This is a genomic window from Flavitalea plasmicola, assembly GCF_030546645.1.
Classification (GTDB): Bacteria; Bacteroidota; Bacteroidia; order Chitinophagales; family Chitinophagaceae; genus Puia.
Genome location: NZ_JAUOTO010000004.1, coordinates 768,719 through 786,110, shown reverse-complemented (window position 1 = coordinate 786,110; position 17,392 = coordinate 768,719). Strand labels below are relative to the sequence as shown.

The 17,392-nt window shown below is 51.3% G+C and carries 17 protein-coding genes; 3 read left to right on the top strand and 14 right to left on the bottom strand.

Going from position 1 to position 17,392, the window contains the following annotated elements; all coding sequences use genetic code 11:
* Positions 1-8: 8 nt before the first annotated feature.
* The 13 genes from Q4E93_RS17360 to Q4E93_RS17300 all read right to left on the bottom strand — a co-directional run bounded on the left by Q4E93_RS17360 (position 9) and on the right by Q4E93_RS17300 (position 13,807).
* Positions 9-1,604 (bottom strand): L,D-transpeptidase family protein, encoded by a 1,596-nt coding sequence (locus tag Q4E93_RS17360; RefSeq protein ID WP_303587334.1) that lies wholly within the window; start codon positions 1,602-1,604, stop codon positions 9-11.
* Positions 1,605-1,773: 169 nt separating this feature from the next.
* A complete protein-coding gene (locus Q4E93_RS17355; RefSeq protein ID WP_303587332.1) occupies positions 1,774-2,796 on the bottom strand; it encodes a chorismate synthase in 1,023 nt (340 codons plus the stop codon).
* On the bottom strand, positions 2,793-4,070 hold the full coding sequence (gene aroA / locus Q4E93_RS17350) for a 3-phosphoshikimate 1-carboxyvinyltransferase (protein WP_303587330.1): 1,278 nt from the start codon (positions 4,068-4,070) through the stop codon (positions 2,793-2,795). Before aroA ends, Q4E93_RS17355 begins: the two co-directional genes overlap by 4 nt.
* Position 4,071: 1 nt before the next feature.
* Entirely contained in the window at positions 4,072-5,103 is a 1,032-nt protein-coding gene (gene aroB, locus Q4E93_RS17345) for a 3-dehydroquinate synthase (RefSeq protein ID WP_303587328.1), read from the bottom strand.
* On the bottom strand, positions 5,100-5,528 hold the full coding sequence (tnpA, locus tag Q4E93_RS17340; protein WP_303587326.1) for an IS200/IS605 family transposase: 429 nt from the start codon (positions 5,526-5,528) through the stop codon (positions 5,100-5,102). Before tnpA ends, aroB begins: the two co-directional genes overlap by 4 nt.
* Positions 5,529-5,530: 2 nt before the next feature.
* Positions 5,531-6,622 carry a chorismate mutase gene (locus tag Q4E93_RS17335; RefSeq protein ID WP_303587323.1) on the bottom strand — a complete coding sequence of 364 codons (1,092 nt, stop codon included), beginning with the start codon at positions 6,620-6,622 and terminating at the stop codon, positions 5,531-5,533.
* 35 nt (positions 6,623-6,657) lie between these two features.
* Positions 6,658-8,346 carry a DEAD/DEAH box helicase gene (locus Q4E93_RS17330; RefSeq protein WP_303587321.1) on the bottom strand — a complete coding sequence of 563 codons (1,689 nt, stop codon included), beginning with the start codon at positions 8,344-8,346 and terminating at the stop codon, positions 6,658-6,660.
* A gap of 77 nt (positions 8,347-8,423) precedes the next feature.
* Entirely contained in the window at positions 8,424-9,272 is an 849-nt protein-coding gene (locus tag Q4E93_RS17325; protein WP_303587319.1) for a prephenate dehydrogenase, read from the bottom strand.
* A gap of 15 nt (positions 9,273-9,287) precedes the next feature.
* Positions 9,288-10,499, bottom strand: coding sequence for a pyridoxal phosphate-dependent aminotransferase (locus tag Q4E93_RS17320; RefSeq protein ID WP_303587317.1), 1,212 nt, complete (start codon positions 10,497-10,499; stop codon positions 9,288-9,290).
* 4 nt (positions 10,500-10,503) lie between these two features.
* Positions 10,504-11,337, bottom strand: coding sequence for a prephenate dehydratase (locus tag Q4E93_RS17315; protein ID WP_303587315.1), 834 nt, complete (start codon positions 11,335-11,337; stop codon positions 10,504-10,506).
* A gap of 227 nt (positions 11,338-11,564) precedes the next feature.
* Positions 11,565-12,128, bottom strand: a complete 564-nt coding sequence (locus Q4E93_RS17310) for a hypothetical protein (protein WP_303587313.1) — start codon at positions 12,126-12,128, stop codon at positions 11,565-11,567.
* A 4-nt stretch (positions 12,129-12,132) separates the two neighbouring features.
* Positions 12,133-12,942 (bottom strand): N-acetylmuramic acid 6-phosphate etherase, encoded by an 810-nt coding sequence (gene murQ / locus Q4E93_RS17305; RefSeq protein WP_303587311.1) that lies wholly within the window; start codon positions 12,940-12,942, stop codon positions 12,133-12,135.
* Positions 12,943-12,964: 22 nt separating this feature from the next.
* Positions 12,965-13,807, bottom strand: a complete 843-nt coding sequence (locus tag Q4E93_RS17300) for an N-acetylglucosamine kinase (protein ID WP_303587309.1) — start codon at positions 13,805-13,807, stop codon at positions 12,965-12,967.
* Positions 13,808-13,992: 185 nt separating this feature from the next.
* On the opposite strand from Q4E93_RS17300, the gene Q4E93_RS17295 reads away from it, so the two are divergent.
* Complete coding sequence (locus Q4E93_RS17295) at positions 13,993-15,582, top strand: S41 family peptidase (protein WP_303587308.1); 1,590 nt, start codon at positions 13,993-13,995, stop codon at positions 15,580-15,582.
* Between the two features lie 46 nt (positions 15,583-15,628).
* On the opposite strand, the gene Q4E93_RS17290 is transcribed toward Q4E93_RS17295, so the two are convergent.
* Positions 15,629-16,015 carry a DUF6249 domain-containing protein gene (locus Q4E93_RS17290; protein WP_317505171.1) on the bottom strand — a complete coding sequence of 129 codons (387 nt, stop codon included), beginning with the start codon at positions 16,013-16,015 and terminating at the stop codon, positions 15,629-15,631.
* Between the two features lie 220 nt (positions 16,016-16,235).
* On the opposite strand from Q4E93_RS17290, the gene Q4E93_RS17285 reads away from it, so the two are divergent.
* A complete protein-coding gene (locus Q4E93_RS17285; protein WP_303587305.1) occupies positions 16,236-16,826 on the top strand; it encodes an RNA polymerase sigma factor in 591 nt (196 codons plus the stop codon).
* Positions 16,798-17,391 carry an anti-sigma factor family protein gene (locus Q4E93_RS17280; protein ID WP_303587303.1) on the top strand — a complete coding sequence of 198 codons (594 nt, stop codon included), beginning with the start codon at positions 16,798-16,800 and terminating at the stop codon, positions 17,389-17,391. The genes Q4E93_RS17285 and Q4E93_RS17280 overlap by 29 nt, the downstream gene beginning before the upstream one ends.
* The last annotated feature ends 1 nt before the right edge of the window (position 17,392 follow it).

Here is a 17,392-nt window from a genome sequence, read left to right as displayed (position 1 = left end):
GCAAGATATCAATAAATCGGCTTATCTGCAAAGTATCTGTTCCTAAGCTGCCTGTCCTCCCCATAAATGTCATCGTGAAAGAGAATTTTGCCCTTCCTGCCCTCCACCGAGAAATAGCGGAGATATATGGGTACCCGGGCGAACCCATATACCGTATGCTTCTCCTGTCGCGAGATCCACGCCTTCAACGTATCCGGCTTATAACGGATCGTATCGTTGCGGACCAGGAAATTAGCGAGTTTCTGCCATTCCTTCACCCGGACACACCCATGGCTAAGAGCCCGGAACGACTTGCCGAACATCCAGCGGACATTGGTGTCATGGAGATACACATCATACTTATTTCTAAAGTTAAACTTCATAACTCCCAAAGAGTTATCATCTCCCTGGCGTTGTTTTAACTGGTAAGGAAAGTTATTTTTATTGAGGCGCGCCCAATTGATCTTGGCTGGATCCCGTACGCTATCATTCCAGTCCACCACGATGAGGTTCTGCTTGGTGAGATAAGCTGCATTATGTTTGATCTGCGGCAGCATTTCCTTGAAAATGATGCTATTAGGAACAGTCCACTGGGGATAGGTGATAAAATTCGAGATCTCGCTTGTCAGCAGAGGGGTTCGGGTCTTGGGAGCCCCCACGATCACCTTCGACTCCAGCACTACCGTGTCCGTATTGATCACACGCAGGTCGAAAGCCGGCAGGTTGACCCATACATACGTGTTGGGCAACGTGTCGGGCAACAACTTGTATTTGTCCATGGTGATGGCGATCCGCTTGAATTTCTCCCAGTCGGAATTGTCCATCATAGTGATCATATCCCCGTAGACTTTACCGGTGACCTTGATCTTATTGGCCCGTTGATAATTCCGGATGGCCTCAGCGAGAGTAGCAGTATCTACGTTGGCGGCCGCCGAGTCGATATACCCCACTTCCTGCAGCCGCCGGGTCAGCCCGCGATAAAATGTGGCGGAATCCTTATAGGGGTATTCCAGCCAGGTTAACTTTCGAAAACGGGCCGTGGAGAGAAACTCCCCTATATACGTTCTCAGGGAATCATACCCCTTGTGCTTCGGTTGCAAAGCCTGCAGAACGGGGCTTAAACTATCCGCTGTATGCAGGGCGCTGGTGAGCGTATTTCTGTACAATCCTTCCGGCAGAACGGAGTCGGTCCTTAAAGTAAGGCTGTCATAGCTCAGCCGGCCCTGCTTCAGGTCCTTTACGAGGGCAAAGAACGCATCGGTGAACAAAATATCGGCCCTGGCCCAAAGCGCCGCATTTTTACGGGCCAGCGTGTCCTCACGCAGAATGCGATGAATAAAGGAGAGAGACGTATAATGATAGTCGGAAGGAAAAAGGCCGTATTGCTTGCTGTTCTCGATAAAGAAAAAAAGACTGTCGGCCGGCCGGTTCCATCGATCCCTATCGCTCCAGAGCGGAGTATAGTTATTGGCTTCGTAAAGGCTGTCCAGGAATTTCCGGTAGCCCAGGGAAGTGCTGTCATTCAGCTTATCCTTATTTTCGGACGCGTACTGCAGCATCTTCTTCATGTCGTCACCCACCCGCTCTTCCAGCTTGGCAGGATTCTTCACAGTGTCCTTTTCCATATTCCCGGGTTTGTCTCCACAGGAACATAACATCGACAACAGTATAATAAAGGGTAGTAGCCTGCGACTGCACATTCGATAATTCATACGCACGACAATATAATACAACGAACTAATATATCTCAATTGTAATTAACTATTTTTCTGTTATTTCCACAGAAATGGCAGCCTAATCGGAGAATTCATCCCTCATTCGTCGGGGTATATGCTGTTCCAACAGCAAGAGATCGGCCAGCACCAGGGCAGTGACTGCTTCCAGCACCACGGGCACCCTTAAGGCAATACACAGGTCATGACGCCCTTTTACAGAAAAAGTCTCCTGTTCGCCCGTCTCCCAATTGAGCGTTAGCTGTTCTTTGGGCGTTGACGAGGTAGGCTTGACGGCTATGCGAAAAACAAGCTCGTTGCCATTGGATATACCACCCACCACACCCCCGGCATGATTGGTCCTCGTCCTGCCTGCAGTGTCCTCGATGGCGTCATTATGCTGGCTGCCGAACATCCTGGCCGCGGCAAAGCCAGTACCGAACTCCACTCCCCTGATGGCGGGGATGGCGAAAACAGCATGGCTCAGCACAGACTCCACTGAGTCGAAAAAAGGTTCTCCCAGACCGAGGGGAAGGCCCTCCGCCCGGCATTCGACGATGCCGCCAATGGTATCCTTCGCGTCGATGGCCTTCTGCAATCCTTTTTCCAGGTCTTGCTCCCCCCCGATCTCCAGGATCGTCGCCCGCACAGGAACACCGGAGCCTACCCTTGCCAGCAGTTTCTTGGCTATGACGCCGGCAGCCACCAGTGCCACGGTCAGGCGGCCGGAAAAATGTCCCCCGCCCCGGAAATCTTCAAAACCTCCGAATTTTTGATGTGCCACAAAATCCGCATGCCCGGGACGCGGAACAGCCCGCTGTTTTTCATAGTCGGTCGACCGGGTATTGTTATTCTCAAAAAGGATCGTCAGCGGCGCACCCGTAGTCCGTCCGTTGAAGACCCCGCTTTTGAAGATAGGCAGGTCATCCTCTTTACGGGGCGTGGTCCCTTTCTGGGTGCCGCCTTTCCGCCTTTCTATGTCGGCTAAAAAATCATCCACGCTCAAAGGCAAGCCAGCGGGGCATCCATCGATGTTCACGCCAACGCTTTCCCCGTGGGATTCGCCGAAAATGGTTATCCTGAATAGCCTGCCGAATACGTTCATACTAATTGCTTTTTAATACTTATGTCGGCCCCTAGTTGATGCAGGTGATCATAAAAATCCGGATAAGACTTGTTGATGGCCTCTGCTTCTTCAATTGTGGTCTCACCATCCGCACGAAGCGCCGCTACCGCACATGCCATCGCTATCCGGTGGTCATGGCGTGAATGCACAACGGCGCCTTTCAGCCCCTTGCCCCCTTCTATGCTCATCCTGTCCCCCTCCAGCCGGATGGCGACTCCCAGCTTGCCGAATTCTTGCTGTAAGGTGAGTGCCCGGTCGCTTTCCTTATGCGCCAGGCGGCCTACGCCGTCGATAAGGGTGGTCCCTTCACAATAAGCAGCCAGTGCTACCAGCGGCGGGAAAAGGTCCGGGCAATCCGTAGCGTCGAACGCAAACGCTTTTAATGCCGCAGGACCAATGTCCATCGCTCCATCGCGAATGGTCAACACAGCCCCGCTGTCCTTCAATGCCTGAAGAATGGCTTTATCTGCCTGCGTGCTGTCGGTATCCAGCCCCTTCACCGTAATGGGCCCGGCAATAGCCCCGGCTACCAGCAGAAAAGCGCCTCCGCTCCAATCTCCTTCCACTCTATAGCTGCGGCTTTCCGCCGCTGCCGTAAGACCGGAAAAGTAAAACTCCTCATAATTCCTGTTCTCGACCTTCCAGCCGAAATGCCCCAGTACCTGTAAAGTAAGATCGATATACGGCCGGCTCTTTAGGTTGGTCACGCGAATGGATACGTCCTTCGCTCCCGCAGCAGCATACGCAAATAAAAGTCCTGTGAGGAACTGAGAGCTCAACGACCCGTCGATGGTGATCGTCCGGGGCCGCAAGGGACCTTGGATCTCCAGGGGCAGCCTGCCTTTATTGGAAATAACGCGGATCCCCAACTGCGGAAAGATCTCATCGAAGAAATCCATGGGCCTGCTGAGCAGGCTGCCTTCGCCATTGACGACGACAGGCTTTTCGCTCAGGGCGATGATCGGCGCGAACATCCTGATCCCCAGGCCGCTTTCTCCGCAATTCACAGCTGCCTTTCCAGGCTGTACCCCTTTGCCGGTGATCTTTAGTCCGCCTGCCTCTTCCTTCACTTCTGCGCCCAGTGCCTGTATGACGCCCAGCGCAGCCTTATCGTCATTGCTATAGCCGGGATTGAGGATAGTGGTCTCCGCCCGGTTCAGCAGCGCGGCAGCGCAGGCCCGCTGCATAGAGCTCTTGGAGGCCGGCGCCTGTATCGTTCCTTTTAATATAGATGGTAATATGGTCGTAAGCATATCAGCGAGCCGTTATAATTGACAATAAGAGCTTTTCCAGCTGTACGATGGGAATGGCCTTCACACTGGCCTGCCCGATCTTGTTCAGAAATATGTAATTCATGGAATCCTTCACTTTTTTCTTATCCATCCGCAGCAAGTTCATCACTTCTTTGGCATCGAAGTCTATTTGTGTGGAGAGCCCATACTTTTTCAGCGTATTGATGACCCTTTCCGTATCCTTGAAATCCGTGTATTCCTCGGAGATCAGGCTTGCCGCCACCATGCCAATGGAGATCGCCTGGCCATGAGACAAGCTGTAAAGGTTCTCGATAGCATGCCCCAGCGTGTGGCCGAAGTTCAGCAGCCGCCGGTCCCCATGCTCGAATTCATCCTTCTCCACCACATTGGATTTGATCACCACATTGCGGCGGATCAGCCTGGCGAGTGCCTTCCTGTCTTTGCGATAGGTGGAAAGCTTGTTCTTCTCCAGTTCCCTGAAAAGGGCCGCATCCTTAATGGCGGCATGCTTGATCACCTCTGCAAACCCATTGATCCATTCTTCATCCGGAAGGGTTTTCAGGAGGCTATAATCATAAAGCAGGAACTGCGGCTGGCGGATGGTGCCGACTAAATTCTTGTAGAGTCCTACGTCGATGCCGTTCTTGCCTCCTATCGAAGCGTCCACCATGGCCAGTATGGAGGTGGGAAGGAACCCGAATGAAATGCCCCGCATATAAATGGCGGCGACATAACCGGCGATATCCGTCACCACGCCACCACCGATGCCTATGAGAAAAGTTTTCCTGTCGGCGCCCAAGGCTATCAGCTGGTTGACCACTGAGTCCACCGTGACCTGTATCTTAAAAGCTTCGCCCGCCTTTATTACGATGGTATTCCAGCCTTTCAGCTTCTTTTGATGATGCCTGAAGACATTTTCATCCGTGAGGATCACCGCCTGTTGCTTGTCCACGAGCTTCTCCAGGTAAGATAGACCGGCATCGAAATAATAAGTGGTCGTCTTACCGGAAAATTTATACTGTAGTTTCGTCATATCTGTTCTTTGAGTCTAACAAACGCCTCCAGCTCGGCTTCAAGGGTTTTGGTCTTGTGGTGTTCTTCCTGCTTGTCTATATAGTCCTTCACCTGTTTGACACTGCTGGGACTCACGGATAAGGCATAATATGTTTCGTCCCATTCGAAGGCGGCAGGCAGCAGCTTATTTTCGTTTAACCAGCCGGCCGCGGCCGTCCTGATGCTTCTTACCACCTGTACAAGGTTTTGCGAAGGCATTAATTGCAGTAATAAGTGTATATGATCTTCCACGCCATTAACTGCCGTGATCCTGATCCCTTTTTCCTCTCCCTCCTTTTGCATATGGACGAATAATACTTTCCTAGCCGGCCTTGCCAGCAGCTTCTCACGCCCCTGTACAGTACAGATCACATGTACAAAAAGATAGACGGTGGGATCCCCCATGACTACGCGTTCATGATCTTGTTCTGGTGGTTGATGGACTCCATATGCACGGCATCATAATACTTCGTTATGAACTCCTTGCTCAGGCCCAGCTTTTCGCCTTTGGCAAATGCTTTTTCCAGGATGGCGTTCCACCGGTTGGTCTGCAGGATAGTGATATTATTGTCCTTCTTATAGGTCCCTATCTTATCGGCGATCTTCATACGTTGGCTCAATAGCTGGATCAGCTCGTCATCGATGTGGTTGATCTGTTCCCGCAGCTTTTCAAGGGCCGTGATGAAATCTTTTTCCGTAGTGGTCTCATGACGCCATTTGATAGTGTCCAGCAATTCGGCCAGCCTTTCCGGAGTGATCTGCTGCTTGGCATCACTCCATGCTTTATCAGGGTCGATATGGCTTTCGATGATCAGGCCGTCGAAGTCCAGGTCGATCGCTTTCTGGGCAACGTCCAGCAGGATATCGCGGCGACCGCTGATATGGCTGGGGTCATTGATCATCATGAGCTCAGGGCTGCGGCGCTTCATCTCGATGGCCAGGTGCCACATGGGCGCATTGCGGTATTCCGTATTGCCATAAGAGCTGAATCCCCGGTGTATCAGCCCGATCTGTTTGATCCCTGCCTTGGCTACTCTTTCGACGGCCCCGGTCCAAAGCTCCAGGTCAGGATTGATTGGGTTCTTGATGAGCACAGGTACATCCACGCCGCGCAGCGCATCCGCCACTTCCTGTACGCTGAATGGATTCACCGTCGTGCGGGCGCCGATCCACAAAACATCCACGTCGAAGTGCAAAGCATCTTCCACCTGCTTACCGGTGGCCACTTCCACCGTTATAGGCAGCCCCGTTTGCTTCCTTGCCTGCTGCATCCAGGCCAGCCCCTTCGTCCCGATGCCTTCAAAGCTGCCCGGACGGGTACGTGGTTTCCAGATACCGGCACGGATCATGTCCACTTTGCCGGTCTTTGCAAGGCGGCCGGCGGTCTCCAGCACCTGCTCCTCGGTCTCTGCACTGCAGGGCCCGGAGATGATCAGGGGACGCTTTTTCCATGCGGCCTGAACAACCTCTTTTGCACTCTTGGTTTCTGTCGCTTCCATATACAATAGATTTTAGCGTATTATATTAAAGTTTGTTATCTCGAATTCGCATCGTTCATCCTGATCCGCCGTCCCTTATAGTTCTTCCCGTCAATGGCGCGGATCATCTGCTGCGCAGACCGCTTATCGATCTCGATCCAGCTGTTCATTTCCTTCATGTCTATGCGGCCCAGGACCTCCTTACGCAGATCGCTCATGTCCAGGATGAACTGCAGGAAACTGGCTTTATAAAATCCGTCCTTGGTGCCCAGGTTGACGAACAGCCGGGTAAAATCGCCGCCGGTGGTATTCCCATTGTATTCCCTGCGCACTCTTCCCTCTCCCCCCGCGTCACGACGATTGAAATCACGGCGATCCGCGCCACGTCCATCCTTACCCGCATATTCACGGACCCTTTCCCGTACATTCAGGTCTTCGGCATTCTCATAATATTTCAGGAACCGGTCGAACTCCATCGCAGCCACCCGCTTCAGCACTTCCTCCTTGCTGATGTCGGCAAACTTCTCGGCCAGCATTGGGACATAAGTCTCATAATCCCCGTGGCTGATGTCCGCCTGCAGCAATTTATCCATGAAGGAAAAGAACTGTTTGCGACATACATCCTTTCCGCTGGGCAGCTCCATCTTATGGAAAGGCACCTGTACGATGCGCTCGATCTGCCTTAATTTACCGATCTCACGGCTGTGGACCAGGGAAAGTGAGATCCCCGTATTCCCTGCCCTTCCGGTACGGCCGCTCCGATGCGTATATACTTCCACGTCATCCGGCAGTTCGTAGTTGATCACATGCGTGATACCCTGTACGTCGATACCCCTGGCGGCCACATCCGTGGCGATCAGCAACTGCAGGGTCTTTTCCCTGAACTCACCCATCACCTTGTCACGCTGCTGCTGGGTAAGGTCCCCGTGAAGAGCGTCGATGTCGTATCCTTCCCGGGTGAGCTTTTCCGCAATGTTCTGCGCGTCGGCCTTGGTACGGGTGAAGATGATGCCATAGATGCCGGGGTTGAAATCGATCAGCCGCTTCAAAGCCTCATAACGATGATGGGCATTGGTCACGTAGTAATGATGATCGATGGCCTTATTCGCAGTATTCATCTTGCCCACCGTGATCTCCTTCGGGCTTTGCATATACTTCTTGCTGACCCTTTTGATCTCAGCCGGCATCGTAGCGCTGAACAGCCAGGTAGCTTCCCGTTGAGGCGTATTCTGAAGGATGAACTCGATGTCGTCCTGGAATCCCATGTTCAACATCTCGTCCGCCTCGTCCAGCACCACATATTTGATCTGCTCCAGGTTGATCGCCTTGCGCTCGATAAGGTCGATGAGACGACCCGGCGTGGCTACCACTATCTGCACCCCGCGCTTCAGGTCCCGGATCTGCAGGCCGATGGAGCTGCCCCCATAAACAGCCAGCACATGCATACCAGGCATAAACTTCTTAAAGAGCTCCACCTCGTTGACGATCTGGAGGCATAATTCACGGGTTGGGCATACTACCAGGGCCTGGGGATATTTCTGGGCCGCATCTATCAGTTGCAGCAACGGAAGCCCGAAAGCAGCCGTCTTGCCGGTGCCAGTCTGCGCCAGACCTACCAGGTCCTTGGTCCCACTTAATAAAACAGGAATCGCCTGCTCCTGTATAGGGGTCGGATTTTTGAATCCCAGTGCATCGGTAGCCTGAACCAGCCTGGCATCCAAGCCCAACCCTTCGAATGTCATCATATACTATTAAAATTTGGCGCAAAGGTACGATTTCTAGGGCCTTTAGCCCATTTTAACTTTGGATCGCACCATTACTATTACTTTAAGATCTTCCTGATCTTATTCGCATTTTCCATCAGCTCCTGCAAGTAGGTATAATTCTCTTTTTCCAGGCAACTCTTGAACTTCCGCAGCTGGGCAATATGCTCGTTCAGCACGTCCAAAACATGCTCCCTGTTCTGCTTGAATATAGGCAGCCACATGGACGGATTGCTCTTGGCCAGCCGCACCGTACTTTCAAAACCTCCCCCGGCCAGGTCGAATATCGCATCCTCTTCCTTTTCCTTCTCCAGGACAGTGTTCGCCAGGGCAAAGGAAGTAATATGGGAGATGTGGCTGATATAGGCGGCATGCATGTCATGCGCATCCGCATCCATATAGACCAAATTCATACCCAGCAATTTATATATATGCTCCACTTGTCTCACCGCCTCAGGGTCGCTGTCCTCTTTCCCACAGATAACACAGGCCCTGCCGGCAAAGGCATTCCGCACCGCCGCTTCCGGACCGCTGTACTCCGTACCCCACATAGGATGGGTAGCCACGAACCGCTTGCGCATAGGATGGTCTGCCAGGCTTTCACACAGCACCTGTTTGGTAGAACCCGCATCCGCCACTATCTGCCTGTCATTCACCAGGTCCATGATCCTTTTCATCATCGGCACTGTCGCATCGACGGGAATAGCTACATAGATCAGATCGCTCTTCCTGACGGCCTCCTCCAGAGGCAGCGCCTCATCGATCAGCCCCAGCTCCAGCGCCTTGTCCAGGCTAGCAGGCGTCCGGCTCACCCCTATCACGTGCTTTACAAGCCCCCTGTCCTTTAATCCCAGGCTAAAACTTCCACTGATCAATCCTACCCCGACTATTGTCATTGAATCAAACATGGCAATGTTTATTTGCTATTTTTCCAGTGTTGATAATGGCGCGCCTTTCTGTAGCTGCGCGACTCGGCTGATGCTTTCCTGCAGCTTTTCGGCACTGCTGCAAAGACTCACCCGTATATATCCTTCTCCGGCCTTACCGAAGATACCACCGGGCGTAATGAACACCCCGGCTCCATACAGCACCTTGTCGCTCAGCGCATAGCCGTCCTTGTGATCTCCGGGGACCTTGGCCCAGACAAACATCCCGGCCTGTCCGCGATCGAATTCGCAGCCCAGCTGCTCCAACAACTGGTAGACCCATTGCCTTCTCTCCCGGTAAACCTTATTGACACTGTCATACCAATCCTTTCCCAATGAAAGCGCTTTGGCCGCAGCCAGCTGCAACGGAAGGAACATCCCACTGTCCATATTGCTCTTGAACCGCAGGACCTCATCGATCCGTTGTTTGGAACCCGAAAGCGTCCCCACCCGCCAGCCTGCCATATTTTGCGACTTGCTGAGAGAGTTGAGCTCGATCACGATGTCCCTGGCTCCCGGCACCGCCAGCAGGCTTGCCGGCGCCTCATTCAGGATAAAACTATAAGGATTGTCATGACAGATGAGGATGTTATGCTTCTTTCCAAAAGCCACTAACTTCTCGAATAATGTTACATCCGGCAGCTGCCCGGTGGGCATATGCGGATAATTCACCCACATCAGTTTGACCGGAGCCCCCCCATCCGTTGCAACCCGCTCAAGGGCGTCAAAATCCGGGTACCAGCCTTGCTCAGCCGTCAGCTGATAATCCACGCAAACACCTCCCGCCAGCTTCACCGCACTGCGATAAGTGGGATAACCCGGGTCGGGTACAAGGGCCCTGTCACCTTCATTCAGATAGGTCATACAAATATGCATGATCCCCTCCTTGCTGCCGATGAGTGGCAGGATCTCCGTATCAGCCGATAGCTCCACCCCATACCATTCCCGGTACCAATTGGCAATCGCATTACGCAGCACAGGCGAACCTTTATAGGATTGGTAGGCATGCGTATTGGGCTTGGCGCTCTCTTCCTGCAACACCCGGATCACGTCAGGATGTGGGGGCAGGTCCGGGCTGCCAATGCCCAGGTTGATAATATTTTTTCCCTGCTTGTTGAGCTCGTCGATCTCCCGCAGCTTCTGAGAAAAGTAATATTCACCGATGCCTTCCAGCCTCCTGGCTGTTGTTATAAGATTCGATGTCTGCATATTTTCAAACTGTTTTCCCTTTTTTATAAATACCGTAGATCTTCAGCTCCGCCGTGATGGGACGTATTGATTCCATCACGCTGTTGAACTGCTCCAGCGATTCGAATTCCATATCTGCATGAAAAGAATACTCCCATTCAGTTCCGGGGATAGGAAAGGATTGCAGCTTACTGAGATTGATCCCCCCTTCCGCAATTCTTGTCAACACCCTGGCCAGGCTTCCCCTGGAGTGGTCCGTATGAAAATTCACGGAAGCCTTGTCCGCGCGTTCCACCTTCTCCGCCCTGTCTTCCCGTTGCAGGATAAGAAAACGGGTGTAATTATTCTTCATCGTATGGATATTGGGCGCCAGCACCTCCAGGTCGAAAAGTTCGGCAGCCAGCTTGCTGGCGATCGCCGCCACATGCTTGCTCCTGTGCTGTTGCAGCAGCTTGGCGCTCAGAGCCGTATCCTCCGTCTCCACCAGCTTCCATTGAGGATGCTTTTCCAGAAAGTCGATGCATTGCAACAAGGCCATATGATGAGAATGCACTTCGCGGACATCCTCTATCTTCACCCCTGGATTGACCAGAAGTTGCTGGCGGATCTGCAGGTAGATCTCCCCTACGATCCGCAGATTGCTTTTTTGCAGAAGATTGTAATTGGGAAGGATGCTGCCCGCAATCGAGTTCTCGATGGCCATCACCCCCCCGTCACTCTCCTTTTTAGAAGCCGCCACCCGGATGGCCTCCCGGAAAGTGGCGCAAGTGATAACCTCTACGTCCTTGCCGAAAAATTGCTGCGCAGCCACCTGGTGGAAGCTGCCCTCATAGCCCTGAATGGATACTCTTGTGCTCATGGTTTAAAAGCAAGAGTCCCGGCCTTCTGGCCGGGACTCTTTATGTTAAGTTTCTTCTTATTTAGTTGTTAACAAAAGCATTCCCGGCCTACTTGTAAAGTAGTAAAAAAAGTAAAAGTAAAAATAACGGTATGCCTTCGCGATGTTCATATAATGCACCAAAATTAAAGACTTCTCCCGAATAATAAAATTTATTTTAAGAAAACCTAAAAAAGCTTGAAAATTGCCTAATCCAACCGGTTATTGATCTGCTGGTCGATCAGCTTGAACAAATGGAAAGGCTTGTAGGTCCGCCAGTTATCAAGCTCGATCAATTCGATGAATCGATTGAGCTTGGCCTTACGGAAATCATGCTGCGTCTGCTCCGGCATATTGAGACAGGCAATCCATCCGCCGGCGTCAGTCACCTCCTCAAACCATTCCTCATAATAGTCCTTGTCGCCACTGTGAAAATTGAGCACATTCTCGGCAATAAGGATAAATTTCGTGATACCGGACTCGGCAAATTTGTCGACGACCTCCCGCTTTATGTTCATAATGTCATTCTCGATCGCATCATTCCACTCTCCGAACAATTCGATCACCACATAATGCTCGTCATAGTCGGCCAGCAGCACTTTCATGTAGAGCGTCCGCGATTCGAACTCATCCCATTGCGGATGGATATAATAGTTATAGATAGTATGGGAGAATACAAATTCAGAATAAACCCTTCCGTAAAAAGGCGATCGCTCGTCTTCTTCGCTCACATAGATATGGCGCCAGTTATAAAAAGGTTCTATTTCATGCATATTCCTAACAAGATTCTATTGCTTTTTTTACACTACCGGATTTCAACAGCAGGGCTTTGGCCTGTTCGTAATCCGTCAGCCCCGTGCCTTCCATTACCATCTTGGTGCCCCGGTCCACCAGCTTGCTATTCGTAAGCTGCATATTGACCATCTTATTATCCTCCACCCTTCCGATCTGGATCATCACAGCGGTAGAGATCATATTCAGCACCAATTTCTGGGCCGTACCGCTCTTCATGCGAGTGCTCCCGGTGACAAATTCAGGACCGACCACCACTTCGATCGGATGATCCGCCTGCTCCGCCACGGGAGAACCGGGATTGCAGACGATACAACCAGTGATAATACCCCTTTTCCTGCTTTCTTCCATTGCACCGATCACATAAGGCGTCGTTCCGCTCGCCGCTATGCCGATCACTACGTCCTTTTCGTTTATGTCATAGCTTTCCAGGTCCGCCCAACCCTGCTCATAATCGTCCTCGGCATTCTCTATCGGCTTGCGAATAGCGCCTTCCCCGCCTGCAATAACCCCGATGATCAGATCAAAAGGCATACCATAGGTGGGAGGGATCTCACTGGCATCCAGCACTCCCAGCCTTCCGCTGGTCCCCGCGCCTATGTAGAACAGCCGGCCGCCCGCCAGCATCTTGTCCGTGATCACCATCGTCAGCTTTTCAATCTGCGGAATAGCTCTCTCAACAGCCTCCGGAACCGTCTTGTCTTCCTTGTTCATGGAGGTAAGGATCTCGAAAATACTCATTTTCTCCAGGTCATGATACCGGCTGGGCTCCTCGGTAACCTTCTCAAATGCCATACTTTATACTAATTGTTAATGTTTACGATTCGCTATGATATTTTATCAATCCATCCATGGGTTTTTGCAGGATCCTCCCCAGCTCGAACTCATACGTCCCACACAGCTCTTTCACCACATCCCTGAAGCCATATGCCACCCCTCCTACAAAATGGATCGGTAATTTCCAGCTTTCCCGGTACTTACACAAATGCTGGAAGAAAAAATCGTTCAATCCATCCTCGATGATATTCTCGATCATATAATGTCCCCGGTTCTCCGCCAGGAACAACGAAAAAGAGGCCAGATAACGGTTAGGCAATGGCCGCTTATAAACACTTTCCAGGATCTCCTTGACGTCTGTGACATACTTCGCATCGAACTTATACCGCAGCTCCTCATCAAATGTATTATAAAGATAATACTGTAATACCTTTTTACCCAGATAGGCGCCACTTCCCTCATCCCCCAGCACAAAACCCAGCCCCGGGCTGTTCTTTGAGATCTTCCTGCCATCAAAATAGCAGGAATTGCTTCCTGTCCCCAGGATACAGGCAATACCTTTGGTATCTCCGCAAAGAGACAAGGCAGCCCCCATCAGGTCATGCGTAACATGGGCTGCAACCCCCGGAAACACCTGTCGCAGAGCCTTCTGTACGACCTTTTGGTTCTTCGGGTCCTTACACCCCGTACCATAGTAATAAACGACATCCACCGGCCACTTTGCAAGGAAAGGCTTTAGCTCCGTCTCAATAACTTTGGCGATTCCCGCCGCATCCAGGAAATAAGGACTGATACCCTGGGTATCCACCTTCTTCCGCTTGCCTTCATGCAAAAGACACCACTCGCATTTCGTAGCGCCGCTATCGGCTATGAGTATATTCATTACCCCCCTCTTTTGGGCTGCAAGTTATAAAAATAGCCGCACGCGGCAAGCTACAAGCTGCAAGTGAATGACTTATAGGTACCACCTTCTAAATCCCCGCTTGTAGCTTGAAGCCTGCAGCTTGCCGCTAAAAAAATCCTGGCTTGCAGCTTGTAGCTTGCAGCTTGTAGCTTAATTTGCGTCGAATGAAAAAACTTCAGGTCTGGCTCCCTTTGTTATTCGCCGTCGTAATGATCATGGGAATGCTCATCGGCTTTCGTCTAAGGGGAAACATCGTCACTTCCGGCTTTTTTAAGACTCGTAAACAATCCCCCGTACAGGAGGTGGTCGACCTTGTTAATATGAAGTACGTGGACCCCGTATCCATGGACACGCTGGGCAATGCAGCCATCGATGGCATGCTGACCCGCCTGGACCCCCATTCAGTGTATATCCCTGCCGCCGACCTGTCCGAGGTCAACGAAGACCTGCAGGGTAATTTCGAAGGCGTAGGCATAGAATTCCAGATCTTCGACGATACGGTCAACGTCGTCAGCGTGCTGGCAGGCGGTCCAAGCGACAAAGCAGGACTACAGGTGGGTGATAAATTCTTAAAAGTCGGTGATTCCATAGTCGCCGGAAACGGTATTTCCACCGATAAGATCAGAACGCTGCTGAGAGGACCCGGCGCCAGTAAAGTGATCATCAAAGTACTGCGGAAAGGACAACCCCAGGATTTCACCGTCTCCAGGGGCACCATACCGCTGCCGGCCGTGGATGTATCCTACATGATAGATAAGCAGACAGGGTATATCCGGATCAATAAATTTTCCGAGACCACCCATGCCGAATTTGCCCGCGCCATACAAGGCCTCCAGGAAAAAGGGCTTCAGCAGCTGATCCTGGACCTGAGAGGCAATGGAGGCGGCATCCTGCAGGAATCCATCGAAATTGCAGACGATTTCCTGGATGGAGACAAGCTCATTGTTTATACCGTAGGGGCCCGGGCCCCCAAAGTGGAATATCATTGCCGCCGTGACGGTCTCTTCGAGAATGGCAAGACGGTCATCCTCACAGATGAAGGCACCGCCTCTGCCAGTGAAGTGCTGGCCGGTGCACTGCAGGACTGGGATAGGGCCACCATCATCGGGCGCAGGACCTTTGGTAAAGGTCTGGTCCAGGAACAATACCAGCTCAGCGACGGTTCCGCCATCCGCCTGACAGTGGCTCGCTACTATACACCCACGGGACGCAGTATCCAGAAACCTTACGATAAAGGACACGAAGACTATAATGAGGAAGTGATCAAAAGGTTCCGCAATGGAGAAGTAGTCCACGGCGACAGCGCAACGGCTCATGCCGGACCGGCCTACAAGACCTTTGGCAAGCAGCATAGAACGGTATTCGGAGGAGGGGGCATCACGCCCGACATCTTCGTAGGCTTCGATACGACGACCCTGGATAAGAACATCACTTCCCTGTACATGGATGGGACACTCAGCCGCTTCATATACAGCTACTATATCCAGCATATGCCTCTTTTCCAATCCTTTAAGACCCCTGCCGAATTTGTGGCGGGCTTTCATGGGGAGGAGCAGCTCTGGAACGGCCTGGCCAATTATGCCACCAGGGATACCATCGACCTGCATGCCATCCCCCAAAAAGATAAGGAGATCCTGCAGCATCGTATCAAAGCCCTGATGGCCAGGCAGATCTGGCGGACAGAAGGCTATTACGAGGTGAGCAATGCCTACGACCCTGTGGTCAATAAAGCGCTGGAAACCCTAAAAAAATAAAAAAAGCCCACTTCTCAGTGGACTTCCGGTACCGAAGGGTATATGGTTATTTGTCCTTGTCCAGTAATTCCTTCTTCTCGATCCTGTAGGAGCTGATCAATCCCAGCCCGCCGCCGATGGCGATCATGGCAAAGTAGATCGACACATTGGCGCCATTTGTCCCAAAATGATCATGCCCAATGTTATACAAAGCCGTATTGTCCAGCAAATAGGCGAGAAAAAGCCCAATTCCGGCGCCAACGAGCAACAGCCCCCATTTAAGGTTGCGGAAAGGCGCTGGGCGGGGTTTCTCTGGCTTGATATTCGGGTCCAGCCCTTTCTCGATCATGGCCATATTCTCTTTGTTCCGCATATAACGTATGCCAAAAACCATAGCACAAATTCCCAGGCTTAAGAGTATTAACCACAAAAAAACTAACTGTTCTGGTTGCATTGTATTACTTTTTTCTTTTTTAAATGTTGCCTCTCGCTCCTCATCGGACTACTGCAGCTCGTCCGGGGTTACAGATTTTTTAATATTTTTTCTGAAAAAGAGCTGATCGACTGTTTACAGGAACTAGGACTATCCCCGGAACGCGGAGGTTACAACCCGGCTATCTTTTAAATTCCGTACCTTTCTGTAACCTGCCTTCGACAGCAGCCGTCTTATTAATGTGTTACAACCCGGACTTACTGATACAGAGCTCATTAGCAAAATCCTAAAAGGAGAGCAATCCTTTTTTGCACCGCTGGTCGAACGCTATCAGAACTACGTTTTTACACTCGTATTGCGCTTTACCGACAGTCGCGAAGATGCCGAAGAGATCTCCCAGGATATCTTTGTAAAGGCTTACCGCTCCCTGGCGGATTTTCGGGGCGAATCGAAATTCAGTACGTGGCTCTATACCATCGTTCGCACCAGCTGCATCACCTTTCTGCGGAAAAAGAAGCTGGATATAACGTCCATCGACAATGAAAGGACCTTTTTGCAGCTGGAGAACCGTGAGTCAGGCTTTTCAGCCAATACCATCGAGCAGAAGTCCAGGCATGCCATGGTCAATGAAGCCATTCGCTTGCTCAGTCCGGATGATGCACAGCTGATCACCCTATTTTATAAAGGAGAGCAATCCCTGGAAGAGATCAGCAAGGTCATGGGGCTGGAGGCCAATACCGTAAAGGTAAAGCTGCACCGGGCCCGGCACAGGCTGAAGGAAAAAATGGAAAAATATTTCAGTCATGAAATACGTGAGATACAAGGGGAATGACAAAAACTATATTATGGACACACCTATTCAAATGGAAGAACGCTTGTGGGATTATATCGACGGACTCAGCAGCCCTGCGGAACAGTCCGCCATTGAAGCCCTGATAGCCGGGAATATAGACTGGCAGCATAAGTACAAAGAGCTGCTGAACATTCATCAAATGATGGATGCCACGGAGCTGGAAGCGCCCTCCATGCGTTTTACCAAAAATGTAATGGAAGAGATCGCCAGGCTGCATGTAGCGCCGGCTACGAAAACATATATCAATAAGAATATCATTCGCAGCATCGGAGGCTTCTTTATAGCCATGATCACTGGCTTTCTCGTCTTTTGTCTTGGACAGTTCAAATGGTCCGGCTCAGGCTCCTCATCCTCTTTCCTGCCACGCTACGACCTCAACCTCGACACAAAGATGAAGGAATTCAACTGGAGCAAGCTCTTCAACAGCGGCTATACGAATGTCTTCATGCTGGTGCTGGTGATATTGGGGCTCGTGATGCTGGATATGTACCTGCAACGCAAAAAACAACAACACCTGGAAGCACATGGCAACAAAGAAGCCTGAT